Annotated in this window: 24 protein-coding genes and 2 pseudogenes; all 26 read right to left on the bottom strand. The window is 34.9% G+C overall.

Going from position 1 to position 21,090, the window contains the following annotated elements:
- Window position 1 precedes the first annotated feature (1 nt).
- Window positions 2–655 carry a nuclear transport factor 2 family protein gene (locus tag NYE63_RS15775; RefSeq protein WP_342601818.1) on the bottom strand — a complete coding sequence of 218 codons (654 nt, stop codon included), beginning with the start codon at window positions 653–655 and terminating at the stop codon, window positions 2–4.
- 132 nt (window positions 656–787) lie between these two features.
- Complete coding sequence (locus tag NYE63_RS15780; RefSeq protein WP_342601819.1) at window positions 788–964, bottom strand: hypothetical protein; 177 nt, start codon at window positions 962–964, stop codon at window positions 788–790.
- A 50-nt stretch (window positions 965–1,014) separates the two neighbouring features.
- Window positions 1,015–1,293: a hypothetical protein gene (locus NYE63_RS15785; RefSeq protein ID WP_342601820.1), complete on the bottom strand. Its 279-nt coding sequence runs from the start codon at window positions 1,291–1,293 to the stop codon at window positions 1,015–1,017.
- 233 nt (window positions 1,294–1,526) lie between these two features.
- The gene (locus tag NYE63_RS15790) at window positions 1,527–1,739 is read right to left on the bottom strand and encodes a hypothetical protein (RefSeq protein WP_342601821.1); all 213 of its coding nucleotides are present in this window, start codon (window positions 1,737–1,739) and stop codon (window positions 1,527–1,529) included.
- 106 nt (window positions 1,740–1,845) lie between these two features.
- Window positions 1,846–2,145: a hypothetical protein gene (locus NYE63_RS15795; protein WP_342601822.1), complete on the bottom strand. Its 300-nt coding sequence runs from the start codon at window positions 2,143–2,145 to the stop codon at window positions 1,846–1,848.
- 21 nt (window positions 2,146–2,166) lie between these two features.
- On the bottom strand, window positions 2,167–2,334 hold the full coding sequence (locus NYE63_RS15800; protein WP_342601823.1) for a hypothetical protein: 168 nt from the start codon (window positions 2,332–2,334) through the stop codon (window positions 2,167–2,169).
- Between the two features lie 55 nt (window positions 2,335–2,389).
- Window positions 2,390–3,400, bottom strand: a complete 1,011-nt coding sequence (locus tag NYE63_RS15805; RefSeq protein WP_342601824.1) for an LLM class flavin-dependent oxidoreductase — start codon at window positions 3,398–3,400, stop codon at window positions 2,390–2,392.
- A gap of 603 nt (window positions 3,401–4,003) precedes the next feature.
- Window positions 4,004–4,405: a MarR family transcriptional regulator gene (locus NYE63_RS15810; RefSeq protein ID WP_342601825.1), complete on the bottom strand. Its 402-nt coding sequence runs from the start codon at window positions 4,403–4,405 to the stop codon at window positions 4,004–4,006.
- Window positions 4,406–4,480: 75 nt separating this feature from the next.
- Window positions 4,481–5,653 carry an MFS transporter gene (locus NYE63_RS15815; RefSeq protein WP_342601826.1) on the bottom strand — a complete coding sequence of 391 codons (1,173 nt, stop codon included), beginning with the start codon at window positions 5,651–5,653 and terminating at the stop codon, window positions 4,481–4,483.
- 269 nt (window positions 5,654–5,922) lie between these two features.
- On the bottom strand, window positions 5,923–6,183 hold the full coding sequence (locus NYE63_RS15820) for a hypothetical protein (RefSeq protein ID WP_342601827.1): 261 nt from the start codon (window positions 6,181–6,183) through the stop codon (window positions 5,923–5,925).
- A 23-nt stretch (window positions 6,184–6,206) separates the two neighbouring features.
- On the bottom strand, window positions 6,207–6,380 hold the full coding sequence (locus tag NYE63_RS15825) for an NAD(P)H-binding protein (RefSeq protein ID WP_342605784.1): 174 nt from the start codon (window positions 6,378–6,380) through the stop codon (window positions 6,207–6,209).
- A gap of 63 nt (window positions 6,381–6,443) precedes the next feature.
- On the bottom strand, window positions 6,444–6,755 hold the full coding sequence (locus tag NYE63_RS15830) for a helix-turn-helix transcriptional regulator (protein WP_342605785.1): 312 nt from the start codon (window positions 6,753–6,755) through the stop codon (window positions 6,444–6,446).
- Between the two features lie 352 nt (window positions 6,756–7,107).
- Entirely contained in the window at window positions 7,108–7,395 is a 288-nt protein-coding gene (locus NYE63_RS15835) for a winged helix-turn-helix transcriptional regulator (protein WP_342605786.1), read from the bottom strand.
- Window positions 7,381–7,574: pseudogene (locus NYE63_RS15840) on the bottom strand (recombinase family protein); the annotation flags it as partial. The pseudogene NYE63_RS15840 and the gene NYE63_RS15835, both read right to left, overlap by 15 nt.
- A gap of 507 nt (window positions 7,575–8,081) precedes the next feature.
- The gene (locus tag NYE63_RS15845; protein ID WP_342601828.1) at window positions 8,082–9,287 is read right to left on the bottom strand and encodes a Ger(x)C family spore germination protein; all 1,206 of its coding nucleotides are present in this window, start codon (window positions 9,285–9,287) and stop codon (window positions 8,082–8,084) included.
- Window positions 9,271–10,374, bottom strand: a complete 1,104-nt coding sequence (locus NYE63_RS15850; protein ID WP_342605787.1) for a spore germination protein — start codon at window positions 10,372–10,374, stop codon at window positions 9,271–9,273. The genes NYE63_RS15845 and NYE63_RS15850 overlap by 17 nt, the downstream gene beginning before the upstream one ends.
- Window positions 10,375–10,401: 27 nt before the next feature.
- A complete protein-coding gene (locus tag NYE63_RS15855; RefSeq protein ID WP_342601829.1) occupies window positions 10,402–11,973 on the bottom strand; it encodes a spore germination protein in 1,572 nt (523 codons plus the stop codon).
- A 787-nt stretch (window positions 11,974–12,760) separates the two neighbouring features.
- A complete protein-coding gene (locus tag NYE63_RS15860) occupies window positions 12,761–12,898 on the bottom strand; it encodes a hypothetical protein (protein ID WP_342601830.1) in 138 nt (45 codons plus the stop codon).
- A 1,023-nt stretch (window positions 12,899–13,921) separates the two neighbouring features.
- A complete protein-coding gene (locus NYE63_RS15865) occupies window positions 13,922–14,719 on the bottom strand; it encodes a fumarylacetoacetate hydrolase family protein (RefSeq protein ID WP_342601831.1) in 798 nt (265 codons plus the stop codon).
- A gap of 167 nt (window positions 14,720–14,886) precedes the next feature.
- Window positions 14,887–15,420 (bottom strand): annotated as a pseudogene (locus tag NYE63_RS15870) (NADPH-dependent FMN reductase).
- A gap of 180 nt (window positions 15,421–15,600) precedes the next feature.
- Window positions 15,601–16,281 (bottom strand): EthD domain-containing protein, encoded by a 681-nt coding sequence (locus NYE63_RS15875; RefSeq protein ID WP_342601832.1) that lies wholly within the window; start codon window positions 16,279–16,281, stop codon window positions 15,601–15,603.
- A 163-nt stretch (window positions 16,282–16,444) separates the two neighbouring features.
- Complete coding sequence (locus tag NYE63_RS15880; RefSeq protein ID WP_342601833.1) at window positions 16,445–17,383, bottom strand: nuclear transport factor 2 family protein; 939 nt, start codon at window positions 17,381–17,383, stop codon at window positions 16,445–16,447.
- 52 nt (window positions 17,384–17,435) lie between these two features.
- Window positions 17,436–18,179, bottom strand: coding sequence for a hypothetical protein (locus NYE63_RS15885; RefSeq protein ID WP_342601834.1), 744 nt, complete (start codon window positions 18,177–18,179; stop codon window positions 17,436–17,438).
- Window positions 18,180–18,200: 21 nt separating this feature from the next.
- Complete coding sequence (locus NYE63_RS15890) at window positions 18,201–19,208, bottom strand: LLM class flavin-dependent oxidoreductase (protein WP_342601835.1); 1,008 nt, start codon at window positions 19,206–19,208, stop codon at window positions 18,201–18,203.
- A 170-nt stretch (window positions 19,209–19,378) separates the two neighbouring features.
- Complete coding sequence (locus NYE63_RS15895) at window positions 19,379–19,768, bottom strand: MarR family transcriptional regulator (RefSeq protein WP_342601836.1); 390 nt, start codon at window positions 19,766–19,768, stop codon at window positions 19,379–19,381.
- A gap of 135 nt (window positions 19,769–19,903) precedes the next feature.
- Complete coding sequence (locus tag NYE63_RS15900; RefSeq protein ID WP_342601837.1) at window positions 19,904–20,551, bottom strand: SDR family oxidoreductase; 648 nt, start codon at window positions 20,549–20,551, stop codon at window positions 19,904–19,906.
- Window positions 20,552–21,090 lie beyond the last annotated feature (539 nt).

Consider the following 21,090-nt stretch of genomic DNA (forward strand, 5'->3'; position numbering starts at 1 on the left):
GTTAGCCCATTTGCTGAAATAAAGAACCTTCTTCGTAGTTCATCTGTTCGAATTTCCACATACAGTCTTCCTTTCGAAGGTTACATGTATAGACTGCACCATAAACCGGATTCTCTATAGTATCTTCAGTTGGTCTAAAAGGTTTCAGACGATACATTTTTAATATAGCTTTTTCTTTCTTTATTTCAATTCCATGTGGTTCTACTGCATGATGAAAAGTAGGTCTACCTGAACGGGAAATTTTTAACTGACTAATAATAGTCTTTCGTCCTTTAATTTCACCAATAGGAACCATATTTATCGTAGCATCCTCAGTAAATATATCGTTAAGCAAACTAAAGTCTCCTTGATCAAAAGCCCAAGCATAACGATTAAAAGTTGCTACAACTTCTTCCTCATCATAATTACTCTCTTCAGATTCATGAATAACTCTCCAGGGGGCTTCTAACTCACTAAGAATTTTTGGATTTTCTGTATTTGGAGTCCACCCTAAAGTACGACGTGCAGGTTTCCATTTACTTGTATACGGACTTGTGCCATACTGCCAGTCTAGGTCAAATCGTAGGTGAGCGATTTTCCAACCACTTTCAGTCAGTTTATACGTATTAACATAGTGTCCTCCAAACCAAAATGGATTCATTTGTCCATTATTCATATGAATAAATAAGCCTGTTAAATAATTGCTTTGCTGACTCAGTTCTTCCTTTATTGCTATATTTTCATTAGTTACTTAATGTCGAACAATATCTGGGGTCTCTTCTTTATTTAATAGGCCATCTATTATAGCTTATACACCTTCAAATTCCCCATACATGCTAAAGCTTGCTTTGGCATTAGGAAGTAGAAGTTCTCGTAAAGTTAAAGTATTCCCCTCTTCAAGGGCTTTTGAAAACTTAGAAAATACTTCGCTAATAGTAGCACGATTTATACTTGTATAGTTCACTACATTGTGAGTTATAAACATGAAAATAGAACCTCCATAAGGGAAATAATAAATAAACTTCTTTATTTAAGTTATAAAATTTTAGTTTTCTGAATCCAAAAATCATGTAGTCTACTTGTTACTTTGCCTCTTCCTTTTCCAAATTTATCGGAACCCTTATCAGGTCCAAATGCACATTTAAGAAATTCAATAATATATAATCTTCTCTCTGTAATACAATGGATATCCTTTTTATAAAACCACTGATCAATAGTATTATAGACACCTCGATTTATACCAAAGTTATCTTCACAGTATCTAAAGAAATGCAAATCAGTTTTATTGATAATTTTCTTTTGTAACTCATCCATATTAATACTCCTTAATACTATTTACTCGAATGTCAGGATAAATTCAGAAAAAGATAATCATAATTATCCTTTTCTAAACTCTGTGTCTACTCTATTTAGGAAAGAGTTTTAATCAGATGCCTTAAATGGATAGGAAGAAAAGTTATATAGAAACAACACTAAATTATGAAAAATAACCTTTCCCTTTTCCTAATATCTAACGTATCGATATTTCTCTTCTTAATGCTTATATCTTACTCATGCAAATCAACTATTTTAAGATAGCGCTCTCCACTATCATGAAGTTTTAATTTGTATTGTACAGAAGAACTTAGAACCTCTCCTTTTATAACTCTTTTCCATGTTGCTTTAATTTCAACTAACACTTGATTTTCACTCACCGTTTTAGTGTCAATACTTTCTATTTGATAGCGGCCATATTGTGTTTGAGCTGATAACTGTTCCATGAAATTAGTCCACTCTTCAAAATTTTTTACATCCTTACTTTCAGAGAAAATAAAAGGCTGTCCATCATTTACTAATAATTCTTTAATTCCTTCAGGATTAAAAGTTTCACGTAAATAAATCCATATATATTAAGGAGTGAATGCGATTTTCCTGGTATGAATCAGCAAATACTTTGTTAGGGGTATGCTCAGCAGGAGTTTTATTTATGATTTTAAAAAGAGCTGAGTTATCTTCAGTGAACGTTACCAGCGTCTGATAATGAATGATTGCTCCCCCTATTTGGTTATCTGCCTGAATTACTTGATATGTCACTTTCATTCTTACTTCAGCTAAATCCTCACTTAATGGATTATAGATAAACTCTGTAATAAAATGAGAATCTACTTCCTCAGGGATGTTTGCCACCCATTCAGCCGCAGAGTTTCTTCAATCAGCTAACAAGTATGAAGAAGCATGTAGAATCTTTATATCATCACTTAAAATTTCTAATTGTCTGCTTACATTTTTATTTTTCCCTTCAAAGTAAGCAAACCAACGATGTGCAATATCACGTGCAGCATGTTCTCTAATTTTTTCTCGAGAAGAAATATCCATTTGATGACCCCTTTCTTAACATAAGGTTGGTACAATATAAGGCAATTTTAACTAGTTATTGGTTAGATAAGTTAAAAGCCTCTGCTAATAACTCAATTGACTTCATTCGATTATGGGCTCCAGAAATATTAGGTAATATGGTTATTTCATTCGTGTCATAAAGCTGAGCTAGTTTTTCAATTTGATTTTTCACATTCTTTGCATCCCCAACAAGTACACGATTTCGATTTCTCGAAATACGTTCTATTTCATGTGGACTATACTGATAGTCCATCGCTGTTTGAATAGATGGATAAGAAGTTGGTGTTTGTAATGACTCAGCTTTGAGAAGCCACAAATCAAAAGCCTTAGCAATCTCTTCTGCCTCTTCATTTGTTTCAGCCACAACGGCAAATACCCCGATCATTACTTTAGGTTTTTCAAATAAAGAAGATGGTTTAAAGTTCTCTCGATAATGTTTAACTGCGGTTAAGCCATCTCCAAATGGATTAATAAAGTGTGCGAATGTAAATGCAGTGCCATTCTCGGAAGCGATCCTTGCACTGCCTCCACCAGCTCCTAAAATCCACATTTCTGGTTTTGTATCAATAACAGGCGTAGCAGTCAATTCATTAAAACGATGGTCTGCTGAAAACTCATCTGTTAAAAAACTTTTTAAGTCTACTACTTGCTGCTCATATGGAAGAGGTCTTGATTTTTCTTCGTTTAAAGCATAGGTTACTAAACTGTTTGCTCCAGGTGCTCTCCCTAGCCCCAGGTCGATACGATTCGGATACAATGCTTCCAACATGCGAAAGTTTTCAGCTACTTTATACGAACTATAATGCGGAAGCATAACCCCTCCTGAACCAATTCGAATACGCTCAGTTGATGCTGCTAGATGCATCATCAACATTTCAGGATTGCTACCAGCAAGTGATAACATTTGGTGATGCTCAGATACCCAAAATCTTCCATAACCAAATTTATCAGCTTTCTTTGCTAATTCAGTTGTTTGAATTAACGCTTCACGTGCATTACTTCCTTCATCTATTGGAGAATAATCCAGTATGTTTAATGAAATCATTATTTTCCACTCCCTTTTTGACTAATATTAATTGCTTTACTTTTTGTTGATATGGTTGCATTCAAAAAAAAGCTTATTTTTATCTATATTTAAATGTCAGCATAATCAATATAAAGATGATTATTGAAGCAATATTCTATTCAATCTTTCTTGACGCTTCCCCTGTAAGTGAAAGACTGTTACATCACAATTACCTATTTAGTTAACAAAATTAACTGCATGCGCGTTGAATTGTTTTTTATAAAAATATTTAGATAATGGTAATTCGTTTTACTATCTACTGCTAGGGATTAGTAATAAAAAGTATAATTCTCTCCTTTAATTGCATGCGCATGCATTGATTAATTTTCACTATAAAAAGTCAAATAGATAAAGCTCAAGAGGAAGTTAATTCTTAATTATCCCTTATTTTTACCGTGTAACCAGTAAGCAGTGATGAGATATAGTAAATTGCGTTAATACTCAAAATATGGCCTAAGGGTAAATAAGACCAATTCAATTGGAAAATAGAATAAAACCTCAGTGGTAATGCCTATGATTTCTGACCAAAATCATTATTTTTCAAAAATAGTTATGACTGCTTATTAAAACTATTTAAGATTTTCAAATTAACTTTAATGTCACTATTTTGACGCGTCTTTTCAATTCTTCTTCAAACGATTCTAATACTTCTTCAAAAAATTGTTCCCCTTTTTTAGTCATTGTTGTATAAACACCTCGTCTATCGTCTCCATATCCATGACGTCTAATTACTCCACAGCTTTTTGATTCCATTCTAACTGCAAGTCTAGACATAGCACTTTGGCTTAACCCAATCATATTTTGCAACTCTTGAAGGGGTAATTGTTTTTCAGGTGTTTCCGCAAGAAATAGTAATACATAAAATGCTTTTAAAGCAAGCTTATATTTCGTTTGAAGAAAATGTTCAAGTTCCTTTGAAACAGTATCATGAAATTGTGTGAAAGATAACCAACTTTTTATTAATTCTTCTTGTTTATTATTCATTTAAAAATCGCCTACCTTTTTTTAATCAATTTACTTGATCATATTCCATGAGGGTTTCAATAAATAGAAACTAGTTTAATAAGAGGGATTTTCCAAACTAATATTTCTAAAAAAGGATAATTTCAATACAATAGTTAAACCTGCTAATATTGCAAACAACATACCACTTAGTAACAGGCTTCCAGTTCCAAAGTGAGAAATAAACCAACCAGCTAAAGATGAGCCTATTGTTATTCCAAAATTAGAAAATGACATGTATAAACTGTTACCAAACTCAGGTGCATCAACTGTTTCTGTACTTAACCAGGTTTGACTAATTATCAAGCCTCCAGAATGCACCGTTCCCCATACAAAAATTAATACAATCATAGGTATTGTATACATACCAGCGAAGTTAATAAATCCGTACACGATAAGGTAGATAATTGGATATAACATAACTGTACGCAATAAATTTTTTTGCAGTAAATTACTGAACAAGAAATTACCTACTAGTCCAAACAACCCAAAAAGCATTAATAAAATACTTATCCAAGCTCCTTGCACATGACTAATTTGTGTCACATATTCAGCAAAATAGCTATAAACAGAAAACATAGTAGCAAAAACAAACATTACAGTTAACAAATTTAACCATACTGGTAGTTTACCTAAAATAGAAAATTGTTTTCCATAAGACAATTTCTCGTCGACTGGCATAGTCGGCATAAAAAAAGCAATTCCTAAGAAAGATACTGCACTCACTGATGCACAAAATAAGAAAGCAGTTTGTAAAGAAAATTGATCGGCTAACAAGGAAGTTACAGGTACGCCTAACACTAAGCCTAATGTAACTCCTGCGAACACTTTAGCACTTGCCTTTCCCTTCTGTTCAGAAGGAGCTAATTTTACAGCGACTGAAATAGCTAAAGAAATTAACAATGCAAGAAATAATGCTGGGATTATTCTAAATAAAAGAGTTAATCCAAAGCTTGAAGAATAAGCATTGACTGTATTTGCAATAGTTAGAATGAACATAATAAATAATAATGATCTTTTACGGTTAAAACCTGAAACAATTAACGTGACGAAAGGTCCGAAAAGCGCTACAACTAAAGCAAATATACTTACTAATATACCAGCTTGCGATGTTGTAATTTGAAATTTCTCTGTAATTTGTGGTAGTACACCTACAATACCCATCTCATTTGTTATGGCAGCAAAAACACTTAAAACTAAGATAAATATTACGACTCCATTTTTTTTCATTTTAAAACTCCTTCACATTTCTAAAGTTCGATAAATCAAAATTGAACGTAAATGAAATAATTTTATTAAAAAGAATAAAAGGTCCCTTAGTACGCACAGTATTTTACTTTAGCAACTTTTCATTTCTTCTCTCTTTTCTTCCTTTAACTAACTCCACTCATTACCCTAATCATCTGGTTCTTTGCTCACCCTCATATAGTTAATGTGCATGCGCATGCATTTATATAGATTTTTAATTATTTTTAAAATAGTCTTTGAAATCTCATTATTTAATTGAATTTAAAGCGTCTTTTATAAATTAATTTCCATTTTTCATAAAGTAACTTTTTGTTGAATAAGTACACTTGCAACATCCTGGCTTGGCGAGTAATTAGATATTCATTAGGGTCACCTTTTAATTCTACAGAAACATCTATTTTTCCAGTTGGTTTATCATTTAACAACGGACCAGGATGGATAATTGTATAATCAAGTAAAGATTGTTTCACATAGAAATCTAACACATGCTTTGCTACATCATAAGGTCTCATTTTCTCAATTGCCTCATCAGGATTTAAATATTAGTGGCACTTAATTGAACAAAATGCTCAATATTAAATTGTTCGGCAAGGTTTACAGCTTTTATTGCTCCCCACAAATCAAATATTATTGTCTTGTCAGCGCCAGTATTTCCACCTGAACCGGCTGTAAAAATTACAACATCCATGTCTTTAAAGGCATGAGTAATATCATTTTATATATATATATCTAGAAATATAGATGTATATTTTTAAAAAAAAGCACCTCCCTTTTATAATTCATTTTGAACATATTCAGTAAATTGACGAATGGTCTTCTCGTTTCGTCGATAATACGTCCACTGTCCTACTCGTTCAGATTCTAATAACCCAGCTTTTTGCATGGTTAATAAATAACCAGAGATCACAGACTGCGCCATTCCAGCCTTTGCTTGTATATCTCCAACACATACCCCAATTTTAAAATCAACATCTTCAGGAATATGACACTGTACCTCGAAATGCTCGGCGGGATTCTTTAGCCAATGTAAAATTTGATGACGTGTTTCGTTAGACAAAGCTTTGTATATTAATAAAGGTTCCATAGGTGTTATTATATCTATTTTTATAGATATGTCAATATAATGCTCATAATATCTTGATAACATGTTTTTTAAGCTGATTAAAAATCAAAATAGTTTTGAAAAGTGTGCTTTTACGAAAGGTTGCAACAATGCTATACCGCCAATTTCGGAAATTTTATACACTAAGAGAATTCCAACCTGAAAAGTCGATCTCCTCTACGTTAAGGAATCCGTTAGTGTAAGTACAATCCTTCACAAATTCTAATAATATAAAAATGAGCTACCTTAGTAGCCCTATATAAAAGAAACTTTTAACTGCAATTCTTCTGCTAAGATTTCAAAAAGGTCTCTTCTCTTTGGATACTATCATTTCTTAAGTACAATCTTGACCGAATTGTTCTAACATAGTCATTATTGGAATTAATTTCTCTCCCTTATCAGTAAGAGAATATTCAACCTTAGGGGGTACTTCAGGAAAAACCTCTCTTTTAATTAATCCATCTGCTTCTAGTTTTCTTAACTGTTTCGTTAATGAACCCTGTGAAATTTCATTTAAGATATTCTTAATTTCTCCAAAACAATATGCTTTATCTTTAAGAAACAATAAAATTAATAATTTCCAACGCCATGAAAGAATATGCTGTACATAAACAACCCCAATATGCTCCTCATATTCGTCGAATTTTTCTATCTCAAACCCCTTTTCACCTTCCTTTTTAGCTAAATCAATTCCTTCTCGTTGGCGCATTCGAATCGAATCAAATCACGTTCTAATTGATTAACTCCACCCATGACAGTCATTAAAAATTGGCTATATGGATTATTTTCTGATAAGTCTAACGTTAGAATCACCTTCACAGAACCGATTTACATAGTAAAGTTTAATAAGGAAAAGCATAAATACCCCCTAAATCACAAAAAGATTCAGGGGGTATTTTTATGCTAAGCGAAAATCTTCTCTTAGGAGATTTTTGACTTCTATACTTCCTGTTAGCCCACCATGCAGCGCTGGTCGTGCGCTGCATGGTGGGCTAACAGGTGCGTTAGTTGTATAAGACAAGAGCTCCCCGAAGATCCTATGCTTAGAAAATTCGGTGTTTTATTTTTCGTGCGTTTTCCCCAGTTTTTTCATCTAGACCACGATTAGAGCTGTTCAAAATAGCTATCAATCACCCGTTTGTAAAAGTACACTTTTACAGACTTTAAATATATTGCTACTAACATTTTGAATAGATCATTTAGGTCCTATGTAAAGAAGATGTTTAGACATTTTCTAGTCTGAACATCTTCTTTTCATTTTTCACATCAAAAGAGGCTAAGAAGGTCCAAACGTATGAACCTGAAGGCTCACTTCTTTGCAGATCCTGATGTTCCATAATCTTTAATAGTTAATTTTACATGGTAGTTGATCGGAATTTCACTAAATGTTTGGTCCCAATCCTTTTTGACCTTCTTCCATACTCTAGGATGCTCAATTCTCAATCGATTTCCGAAGCCAGCAACGTCGACTCGGTATTCTTTTTGCATTTTTTCTACTACATTCCTCACCAAGCGTTTCACTTCTTTTTCAGAAGCTTTTTCTGCTTTTTTTAGAAATTCATTTTTAAAAGGATTTCCCGAAACTACCCAATTTTCAGATAGCCTTCCCTCTGATTCAATGTTTACATCAAAAGAGATGTTGTTTCCTTTAACTCGAGGTTTAATACTGCTTTTCATAGATTCTATATCATACACAATCAGTTGACCAGTCTCTTTATCAAAGCTTTTCACTAAACCTCCTTTCCCCTTACCTGTTATCCATGTTACGCCCTCTAGTTCTTCCTCATTCAAAAAACCAGTCATTTTGTTTGTCTTCCCTTTAATTATGGCAGCTCCCGCAAATTTGACTTCTCCATTTACTGATATTACATTTTGCAAAAGAAAACTGGATTCTGATTTGATCTTGCCGTCCAATTTATTAAGCGACATAGGAGGCAAAATCCTCGTTGTTCGATATGCATTGTCTACAATACCAACCAGACGAAACGCTGGAATTTCTCCTGCTGCCTTTGTTTCTAGTGTGTTGCTTGCTCTTCCTTTACTAAAGAGCACAATACAGCTTGGTCTAATATCATTATCGCGAAAAACTTGATCAAGTAATTGTTCCAAATTAAACGATCGTGCAAGATCTTCACCTATAACAATCACTTTCATATGGTGACCGGTTATGGGTTGTTCACTTCTCAATGATAATTCACGAGCCATTTGAAGGACGGAATTTCCCGTTTCAGAAACATTAACATAAGATTTCTTTTGTGGTCCGGCTTGTTTAGTTGTTGAACTTGCTACTTGTGGAGTGATAAGTTGATAGGTTGAAGTAATCAGGTCTTTTCCCTCCTCTTGTTCATTTAACTCTTTCTCAATGTTGGACTTCTTGCCTTTATCGAATGCCACACCTATACCTAAACTTTGCTCTTCAATTTCATGACTGCTCCAACATCCTGTAAGAGACAAGAGCAAAAGAACGGACAGGGAAACGAAGAGAAACCGTACATTGTTATCTGTTTGCTTCATGATTTTTCCCCTTTACTTTTGAGATAATGAGTAGAAGTAGAGGCAGTAAGCCAAATAAAAACAATGCAACATTACCAATGAAATCCCCAAGTTTAAATGCATCATTGATATTTTTGGGAATCATAGCAATGAGGTAAATAATCGGAAGTAAGCCATACATAAATGGATGAATGCTCTTTTGGAAAAGTTGGGACAGACCCAAAGAAGCTGCATAGTAGCCAACGGTAAAGCAAGTAAACATTTTCATAATCCATATCACAAGTAACAAAGATTCAAACCGTTCAAAAATCAAACCAGAGACTTCATAACTGCGTATAAGATCAATCGTCGGCCATGTTCTCGTGACCACTACATCGACAGATAACGCGCCGATGACCATCACGGCGGTTATCACGTAAAAAATCAAGGGAATAAAAACTCCAACCAGGACGACTTTTACTGCTTTATTTGGTTGTTTCATAAATGGTAAAAGCAGCAACATGATTTCAGGACCTGTAAATGCGAGAGCCGTTGCTTTTACCCCTTTTAGTACTGGAATAGTTCCCAACCCTAATACCGGGCGTAAATTATCGATCTCAAATAATTTGAAGCCCATAAAGGCAACTAGTAAAAAAAGAATAACCGCAATTGGTAAGATAATTTCAAACAGACGTGCGATCGGATTTATGCCACCCCGGATTAGATAAAGACTTATCCACATAAATGGCATCATGATGGCCCAGGATGGGGTACCTTCTAACAAAAAGTAACTTGTTACTTCTGCTAAGGAACGGGTATGAAACCCAGCGATTGTTAAAAAATAACAAATGATAAGTAGACTAAGTAATTTACCCACCCATTTTCCTACAATTTCTTGGGTGTATTGATAAAAGGTTTTTTCAGGAAACTGTTGGCTTAATTTGACCATGATCACCCCTGCTATCATCGCAATCAGGCCACCTAAAATAACGGTTATCCAGATATCTGGTGTTTTCACCTTCTCCGCAGATGTTCTGGGCAAGGTGAGAATTCCGGTTCCAAGTATAAAATTGATAACGATTACCGTCGCTTGTGAAGTCGTAATTCGGTCTTTTGGACTAACTATCATCGCTGGTTCACTTCCTTTCATAAGGAGCTATCCTTTACGTGTGGGATCTTTCGTATTCATCATCTTCGGACGGCGTTTCATCATCATAAGTGGCATGCGAACCATCAGGTCTTTCCACTCACTTAAGCGATAAGGAACGGCTGGACTCAAATAGGGCACACCAAAGCTTTTTAATTTCACTAAATGACTGGTCATGAAAAGAATGAATAGAATGACCCCGTATAATCCTAATATGGCAGCACATAGCATAGCTGGAAAACGCAGAATCCGTAATGTAATCCCAATACTATAATGCGGAATAGAAAATGATGAAATAGCGGTTAAGGCTACTACAATCACCAAAACAGGGCTAACGATCCCGGCCTGTACAGCAGCTTCCCCAATGATTAAACCGCCGACAATTCCCATTGCGGGACCGATTGGCTTAGGTAAGCGGAGTCCTGCTTCTCTCAAAATTTCGATGGCTATTTCCATGAATAATGCTTCGATAAGTGCTGGAAACGGAACCCCGGACCTGGTTCCGATAATGGAGATGGCCAGTTTGGTCGGAATCAACCCTGAATGAAAGGAGATAAAAGCTATATACAAAGAGGGTGTAAAAAGGGCCAGAATAGCTGCGAGGTAACGAAGCATACGAATGAATGTGCCAGGAATCCACCTTTCATAATAATCTTCCGGTGATTGTAACATCATGCTTAAGGTAACCGGAACGATCAAAGCGAATGGCGTCCCATCTAACAAGATGGCCACTCGACCTTCCATCAAAGCAGCGATCACGCGATCAGGACGCTCTGTATTCTGTACCTGCGGAAAAGGACTAAGGTAATTATCTTCAATAAGTTGCTCTACATAACCTGATTCAGGAACACTATCAATATCGATTTTCTTAATTCGGCTTTCCACCTCTTGAACTAATTCGGGATCAACAATATCTTTTATGTAAGCGACAACTAAGTCTTTTTTTGAACGCTTTCCTACTTGGAATTTTACTAACGATAAATTCTCAATTTCACCACTACCCCTTAAAAAAGATGTATTATCACTCAATGATTCAGTGAAACCAACCCGTGGACCTCTGACTAATGCCTCTGATACTGGCTCTTCAATAGTCCTTGTTTTAAGTTTTGTTGTTCCAACGATTAGCGCATCCAATAATCCATCAATTAAAATGGCGGTAGAACCAGTTAATACTTTTAATGCTAACTCTTTAATAGAACTAACCTCTTCTATCTCACTAATAGATAACACTTGATTTTTTATAAATTCTTTTGAAATGCTTCCTTTGACGTAAGGTAGTTCTTGTTTATATTCAACTGTAAAATCCTCCATCAATGACTTCATAATATTTTTATCAATGAGTTCTTTGTCTGATAGTCCTTCTACAAAAACAATGGCAGCTTGAATACCGGTACGTCCTATAACAAACTCTCGAAAATGCACATCCCAATTATGACCAATTTCTTGTTTAATTGCTTCTAGATTTAAGACTAAGTCGTCTGTAAACTGATCTGTTGAATCTTGAGATTTAGATTCTTGTTTATCCTCATTTTTAGTAGCTTGTTTTTCTGTTTTTCGAACCTTTGATTTCCATCTTCTCATTCTCATCACACTTCCTCTGATGTACGGATCCAATTAAACAATCGTGAGATAACATACGGAATAAAAAATACAATAAAAGCTTGCATAAAAACTTGCCAGTCTGGAAGGTAGGAAACTATCGTTTTCCACATTTTCATCACCCTATTCATGCCCCATATCAACAGCTAACATCAGGAGCAAACCTATAAAAACTGTTATTATTTATTTAATAAAAAAGTTCATAGTCTCTCTGATAGCATTATTACCATGTCTGAAAAATTTAAACTAATCGGAATTAGGTAATCACGTTCTGGCGGGTGTCAGCTAAACCAGTACAATGAATGTTTATTTGAAATAATTCCTTCTTAGCCTTTTCCTTATTTTTAAGCGACCATATAATAATTCCGACCCAATAAATTGCTAAGAATATATAACTTGAAGTATCCATAAAATCACCTCTTATAACAATTTTCTTTAATCACTGTTTAACTATCATTCTTTCATTAATCTGCCCCGTTTTTTCAATATGAAAGGATCGCACCCTATAGATTAATTAACGAAGTGAATTAGTGGTCTTTTTTTTAAATCCTTTAATAGTTGTATAAATAGGATATAACAACAAGAAAAAGGTTGCCGCAGCAACCTCAATTATTGAAGTACAAGTCCTCTCTTTTCTATTTTTTGATAATGTAAAAGTTTATTTCTCATAAACAATAGGGACTAGATCCATCCCCACCCTTTGAGCTGCAATATATCGTCTGTAACCATCCTTAAGGATATCTTTGTATCCTTATTAATCGTAATGGGTTCATTCTAAGCAGCCTGTCCGTTTAACATGATTTAAGACTTGCTGTGTTTTTTCAACACTCGGATTCGAATTTAAAAAATCTTCCGTTACAACAATCTGATTTAGTAAAATAAACTCTTCTGTTTCTTCTGGTTTCATTTTTATTTTCACCCCTATCTGGAGTCTAATTATATACTTTATTCACCTGTTATAAGACAAAGTTAATCAAGCTGTTCTCACTTTCTTCGTCCTCCAACATTAAAGCAAGCAATCTATTTAACATCAGTCAGATTATCAGAAGCAAAAAAATTAAAGGATCAATGAGCTAAGCTCACTGATCCTTTATTAAATATGTATCCAACACGAGTACGTAACGATCTACCTTGCACTATTATGAATAGTTGATTACCTATTTATAATCTTTCGACCATAAATAAACAGTTCACCACCCATAATAATGGTTCGTTCGACCATATAAAATACCTGTACACCCGTATACAACCTTTCGGCTGTATAAGAACGTTAACTTTAATTGAATCGTTTGCTCAATGGAGTCTTCGGCACTCGATATGATCTTCGCTCGACCCTATATGATAAGTTGGGACCTTATGACAATAATATCTTCTAGAGATACGACTTTCATAAAACCTTTCTTTACCATATAAAATCTTCCTCTGATTGCATAAGATTATTTATTTCTAAATCACCTATATACAATCTTTGGCTGAATTATATAGATCCTTTTTAGGATCTATATAATTTCGGGCTCAACAGTTACGTACTCGCTACCTATATAATGAGCAAGTTCAGCCTAATATATACGGTGTTGTAAGGGATTATTTTTGTCTGTTATTTGTTTATTGTAGTGAAAGTATTATTATTGTAAGAATCATACTTTCAAAAGGCCGCCAATTGGCAGCCTTCTTATGGCGCTAACGCACCCGTTAGAAGGAATGATTCAATACTCAACTATATTTAGCCATTGACCAGCAGGTTTATCATTTATCTCAAATAAATTGACACCAAGCTCTTTTAATACTGCCGTTTCTCTAGCAGCACCACATGCGAATGCAAGGAAACTCTTCTTTCTTTTTATTGCGATGTCCCCTGTAACATTTTAAAAAGTCGGCTCATCTATTTATGAATATTTTCATTTTTGGTTATTAAGAATGCAGGCACATCCTACTGGACATCATTACACAACTGACCGATTTTCTCGACTTCCACAACGACCACATCCCCCGACTTGATCGGGCAGCTGCCAGATGGTGAACCCGTGGCCAAAATGTCACCGGGCTCAAGTGTCATCACCTGTGAAAGCCAGCTGATTAGAAACGGAATGCTTAGAGACATTTCATTGGTATTTCCGTCTTGGACAACGCGGCCGTTTAAAGTGGTCACAATCCGCAAATTAGTGGGATCTACCCCGGTAACGATGCACGGCCCCAAAGGTCCGAATGTATCAAATCCTTTGCCCCGCGTAAACTGAGGATCTTTTTTTGTAAGATCTCTTGCTGTGACGTCATTAAATATCGTGCAACCAAATACATAATCAAGCGCATCTTCTTCTTTGATGTTTTTTCCGCGCTTTCCAATGACCAGTGCTACTTCCCCTTCAAGCTCCACTTGATTGGATAGCTCGTTTGGAGGAAGGATAATTTTCTCCTTGTCTGCAATAAGCGAAGATAATGGCTTTAAAAATAGAAATGGTTCTACAAGGTTTGCCTCTCCCCCTGTTTCCTTTGCATGACCTGCATATGTCCAGCCGAAATTAACAACTTTCGAAGGTTTTACAGGTTCCAGAATTTTTACGTCACTATATTTCAGCTCTACCCCGTCATACTTTATTTCCTTGTTGACAAGTTCAGCAAAACTGCTAGAAAGTTGTAATATCATCTCATCCTCAACAATACCGTAATGTATTTTGCCCTGTTGATTCTGATAGCGAACTATTTTTTGTGTTTTTTGTAGCACATGCATGATGAATAAACTCCTTTGATGAGTAAGATATACTTACCTCAGATAATATAAAATTCGGCCCTCCTCATAATCGCAAACAAGCCCCCTGTTGTCATATTCTAATCCTCCATATCATATAAAATCAGCACTGCTATCAATCCATAATCCCTTTATTTCAAAGTAAAGGTTCAATCTCTCTCAATCAAAAATTGTGCACAGTGTAAAGTCAATAGTTCATTTAGTCTATAAGTGATTTCATCATCGATTATTTGTTTTCCGTGAAAGCTTTTTTCTGTAATGAAAACATATTGTTGAATAATATGAGCCTTCATATAAGATAAAATTGGTTTTAATTGCTGTTCTGCCATCAAGAAATGCTTAGATGTTCCTGCTGTTACAACTATTCCCACGACTTTGTTGCGAAAGGCATTAGCTGGTAACAGATCAAATATATTTTTCAACGTAGCAGGTATAGATGCTTGGAAAGTTGGTGTCCCTATTATAATAGCATCTGCTTTCAAGATTTTTTTGATGACCAAACTTGTACCCCCTTCATATTGAAGATAGTTTCTGCCGTCACTGAAATGAATATAATAATCTGCTAGATTTACTATTGTAAATTCTACTTCAGGGTAATCTCTATGAACTTGTTCCTCTATATATCATAATGCTGTGACGGTTTTTGAACCTACAACTGAACCCGATAACCCTAATACTTTCAATTTCTACACCCTCTTTAGTCGTTTAATACATATTGGATATTATGGATAAGATAAAAGTTAATTGAGATGATAAACAATCGCCATTTATATAAATAGTCGAGGTACTGTTCAATGTGCACTTTTTAGCTTAATAAATTGTTTGTATATAATTTGGAAATATTTAGTCAATCAAACTTAACTTTATTTACTTTCTATAGTAAAAGTTGAAATTGTGTCAATGAACACTCTAGCATGGTCGATTGCCTTTATTGCTGTTGGAGCAGAAAACGCAGCATCCATACTTTCTTTGTCCTTGAACCAAAACTCTACAATCCCATCAATTGGAAGTTCTTCGTGTGGTACAAATTTACCTGAAATACTTCTATTAATGACTAAATTTTGCGTATAGCCTAAGGCACCCGGAAGTGTATGTGGAACCATTTCTGCATGCACCTTACACCACTCGTATTCGAATTTTTCCGGACTAACGTCAGCTGGACGTCTCAAAATTTGCATCATCTTATAAATACCTTTTTCTTGTGCTGTAGGTATAACTATGTTTTGCTTTGTTACAACTGATTTTAATTTACCCAAGTCATCAGTATTATTTAATGCATTGATTGCATTAGAGCTTAAAGCTTTCTCTGCTGATGACTGGTCATCAAACCATATTTTAGAGAAGGCATCCACCTTTTCAGAGCTTCTAGGGTAGTCTTTGTTGCCAAGACCTGATGGTTGTGTAGATTCTACCACATAATTTTGTTCGTACTTTTGAAATCCACTCATCTGGGACATATTAACCTTATGGTCATTTAAGTGTTTACGGAAAGTGTCAAAGGAAACCCCATCTTTTTTATTAAATAAATCTATTCTTGCAATCATTGTTTACATCCTTTCTGTTTTTAAAGATCTCAACCGTTTAAAATATAAATAAGATAAAAAATAGGCCTGCTATTCACAGTACAGCATTAAGCTGCTAAACATTATCTCCACACCAATTTCTAGTTGTGAGCATCATGGCTAGTATGGGCTTTAAGTTATCGACTTAAACCTTAACTCTTTCAAATACGTTACCCTCGTTGTAAAAGAACTTCTCAAATTTCCACTTACCGTCAATCTTACGTAAGTTGCAATCATAAGTGGCACTAAAAAAATTACGGTTAATCGTTTCTTCTGTAATGTGAACTGGAGTGCGTCTAAATATTTTCATACCTGCAACATCCCCATACACTTCTATTTCATAGTCTCCAATTGCATGATGTGAAGAAACACGACCTGACCTAAAAGTGGAAATTGCAGTCATTAATTCTCTCTTATTATCGATTTTCCCAATAGGAACTAAATTTGCTTCTATTTTTTCTGTAAATATGTCTTTCATAAGACCGATATCATGATCAGTAGCCCAAGCATACTGTGTATAAGCATCTAATATTTGTTCCTCATCAGAACCTAACTCATCCGATTGTGGGAACACACGCCATGGTGAATCTAATTCGCTAATTATCTTGGGAAGTTTCATGTTTGGTGACCATCCAATGGTTCTGCGAGGTTCTTTCCAATGCTTAATAGCTGGGTTTGATCCTATTAACCAGTCCAGTTCAAATCGTAGATCAGCAATTTTCCAGCCTTCATCTGTAAATTCATATGAGTTCGTAAAGTAACCACCAAACCAAGCTTCTTGGTTATCTTCTTCTAATGTATCTGCTACAAAGCCAGTTAGATATGCTGATTGTTTCCCTATATTCCCTTGTGTAGCAGTATAGTTATTTGAAATAAAGTGTTTAACAATACTCTTCGAAACTATTGGGTTGGACAACCCTTTAATCACTTCCTGCTTACCTTCTAAATCACCAATATTACTAAAACTTAACTTCACATTATCGGACAATAAGCCTTCTATTGGTGAGATGTCTCCAGCTTCCATACCTGATGAAAATTGCGCGAAAACTTCTTCTATCGCAGCCCTTTTTATTTGTTTTTTCATGTTGTCTTACATCCTTTCTATTTGAATGCTTCATAGCTCAATATATTAATCACTACACCGTATCTAATGCACTGATCTTCAAATAACTCTCTGCGGTGTCCTGTAGAGAAATATTTATTTTTTTCTCTTCAGTTAAGTCACCATTAGTACCTCTAACAGTTAACCCTACAGTTAGATTCACCCTGTTCATTTCATCTACAGAGATTGTTAGATTATTTTTTAGTGTTTCATACGCAAAGGTATTCCATTCTTTCCAGATTGATTCATCAAGACACAATTCATAAATGTTCTGATATTGAAAACCTTTAACAAGAAATAAAAGTCTGTTAACGAAAGCTTTTAAACGATTATCCTTAAACGAGTCTTTGTAAGTGGTACTAGGATTTGGATGGATAGGCGTCTTTTGGATAATTCTAAATGTCGCCTCATTATAATTATCAAATACTACAATTACTTTGTATTCAATAATAGCTCCACTTAACGTTTCATCAGGATTGACTATTTGATAAGCTATCTTCATGGTTCCTTCAGCTGTTTTATCATCAAGATGTTTTAAATCTAAGCTTTTTATAAAATGAGAACCCGTCTCTTGCGGGAGATTCTCTAACCAAAGTTTAATTGAGTCTAGTCCGTCTGCGAGCAAATACCTTCCTGCATGTATCAATTTAATATCTTTTTCAAAGATCTTTAAGTGGCTCTCCATGTCATTGACATCACCTTCAAAAAAAGCAAACCATCGATGTGCAATCGTTCTTACAGCATGTTCCTTTATTTGGGCTGTAACTTCATCATTCATCATTTTCCCTGCTTTCTTTCACTATTCTTTAAGTCCAAATTCATTCGCTAGTAAGCTGATAGCTTTTTTTCTATTCTTAAATCCAACAATGTTAGGCAGTATAGTTATTTCGTTTGTGTCATATAAATCGGCTAACGCTTCAATATCCTCTTTAACTTTCTTAGGGTCACCCCAAACCACTCTGTTACGATTATGCGCTATTCGTTGCTGCTCATATATTCCATACTTTTGCTCTGCAGCTTCTGTCAATGTCGGATAATACACAGGAGGGTTAGCTGATTCGCTTCTTAGAAGCCACAAATCAAATGCTTTTACAAGTTCTTCTGCTTGTTTATTTGTTTCAGCAATTAATGCAAACACCGCAACCATAACTTTAGGTTTTTCAAGGATTGTTGAAGGTATAAAATTATTTCTATACTCTTTAACAGCTTCTAATCCATCACCAAAAGGATTAATAAAATGAGCAAAAGTAAATCCAGCTCCATTGCTTGCAGCTATTGATGAACTTCCTGTGCTGCTTCCCAAAATCCACATTTCCGGTTTTGTTTCGATTATAGGTGTAGCTACTAAACCATTAAATCTATGATTCGGGGGTAATTGATCCGTTAGAAGCCCTTTTAAATCTTCAATTTGCTGTTCGTAAGACAACGGTTGTGACTTTTCCTCATTTAAAGCAATAGTTACCAGACGATTTCCACCTGGTGCTCTCCCAAGTCCAAGATCTATACGATTTGGATACAATGCTTCTAGCAACTTTGCGTTTTCAGCAACTTTGTATGAGCTATAATGGGGAAGCATGACCCCGCCAGATCCAATCCGTATTTTCTTCGTCGAAGCAGCTAAGTGCATCATGAGCATTTCCGGATTACTACCTGCTAGACCTAAAAGTTGGTGATGCTCGGAAACCCAAAACCTTTTATACCCTAATTCTTCAGCAGTTTGGGCCAGCTTGGTTGTTTGCAACAACGCTTCTCTACCATTACTGCCTATATCAATTGGAGAATAATCTAATACATTTAATGAAAGCATTTTTTTTACCTCTTTTTTTAAAATTTCTGTGATCATTCATAGCTGAAATTGTCTTAAAAATGTACAGGATACACAGTTATTATCCTATTCAATTATGCATGTGCATGCATAATTGATACTGACAAACAGGTAATATTCTCCTGACCTGTTTGCGATAGATACGTCAAAAATTACTCGCTCGTATAGTACGCTTCTTCAAGCGTTACCTCAAATGTTTTTAACACATCATGAAAGAAAGCTTCCCCACTGTCTGTCATTGTTGTATAAACCCCTCGTTTGTCGTCACCGTAACCATATCTTCGAATGACACCACAATCTTTGGATTCCATTCTTGCAGCTAAACGTGACATAGCACTTTGACTTAATCCTACTTTGAGCTGCAACTCTTGAAGAGGAAGTTGCCTATTAGATGATTCAAACAGGAACAAAAGTACGTAAAATTCTTTCAAAGAAACTTTATGTTTTTCATGCAACTTTTGTTCAAGATCCTTAGAAACATTGTCATAGAAATACGTTAAGCCTATCCATTTATTGATCAGTTCGTTATTTTTTTCTGCCATATATATGCGCCTTTCGCTAAGATGTTAGTGCTAAAACGTATATGACGCTAAGCCCCTTTGCTATATTAAAGATTTAATAATTTAATACTTCAATGCAAGCGAAACTTCCTAAAAGGCATTTGCAAGGTTTATCTATCAGTTCAATTTAAGCGCTTCTTTTATATCGGTATCACCACTTTTAATAAAAATCGATTTATTCTTAAGACCTTCATTATCAATTGCTTGAATCAGTACAGATGCAACATCATTACGCGGAATTTGATAATTATTTGGGTGTTCTTCTAAAGAGAGTGATACCTTGATTTTGCCAGTTGCTTCTTCATTTAACAACGGACCTGGCTGTATAATTGTATAATTAAGCGATGACTGTCTAATGTAACGGTCTGATATGTGTTTTGCTACAGCGTATGGTCTAAACTCTTTTACTTCTGCATCTGGATCCGGACTATTTGTAGCACTTACTTGAATAAAATGCTTTATGCCTGATTTCTCAGCTATATCAACAGCTTTCATAGAACCCCATAAATCTACAAGAATTGTCTTATCGGCACCGGTTTTCCCTCCGGATCCTGCTGTAAAAATCACAGCTTCTACATCTGAGAAGGCGTGAGAGATATCCCCTTCTAAGTCGCCAATCACAACTTTATCAGCCCCAAGATCCTTGAGATCAAATGCTTGTTTTTCGTTTCGTACGAGTGCGACAGACGTGTGTTCTGTGTTTTTCAATTGTTGTATAACTTGTTTTCCAACTTGTCCATTCGCTCCAATTACCAAGATATTCATTGTATCCCTCCCTATAATGCATGCGCATGCATATATATATTTTATTATTTTTAGAAATAGTCTTTGAAATCTCATTATTTAATTGAATATAAAGCGTCTTTTATAAATTAATTTCCATTTTTCATAAAATAACTTTTTGTTGAATAAGCACAATTGCAACATCCTGGCTTGGCGAGTAATTAGATATTCATTAGGGTCACCTTTTAAGTCTACAGAAACATCTGTTTTCCAGTTGGTTTATCATTTAACAACGGACCAGGATAGATAATTGTATAATCAAGTGAAGATTGTTTCAAATAGAAATCTAACACATGCTTTGCTACAACATAAGGTCTCATTTTCTCAATTGCCTCATCAGGATTTAAATATTAGTGGCACTAAATTGAACAAAATGCTTAATAATAAATTGTTCGACAAGGTTTACAGCTTTTATTGCTCCCCACAAATCAAATATTATTGTCTTGTCAGCGCCAGTATTTCCACCTGAACCGGCTGTAAAAATTACAACATCCATGTCTTTAAAGGCATGAGTAATATCA

This window comes from Peribacillus sp. FSL E2-0159 (assembly GCF_038643155.1).
Taxonomy (GTDB): Bacteria; Bacillota; Bacilli; order Bacillales; family DSM-1321; genus Peribacillus; species Peribacillus simplex.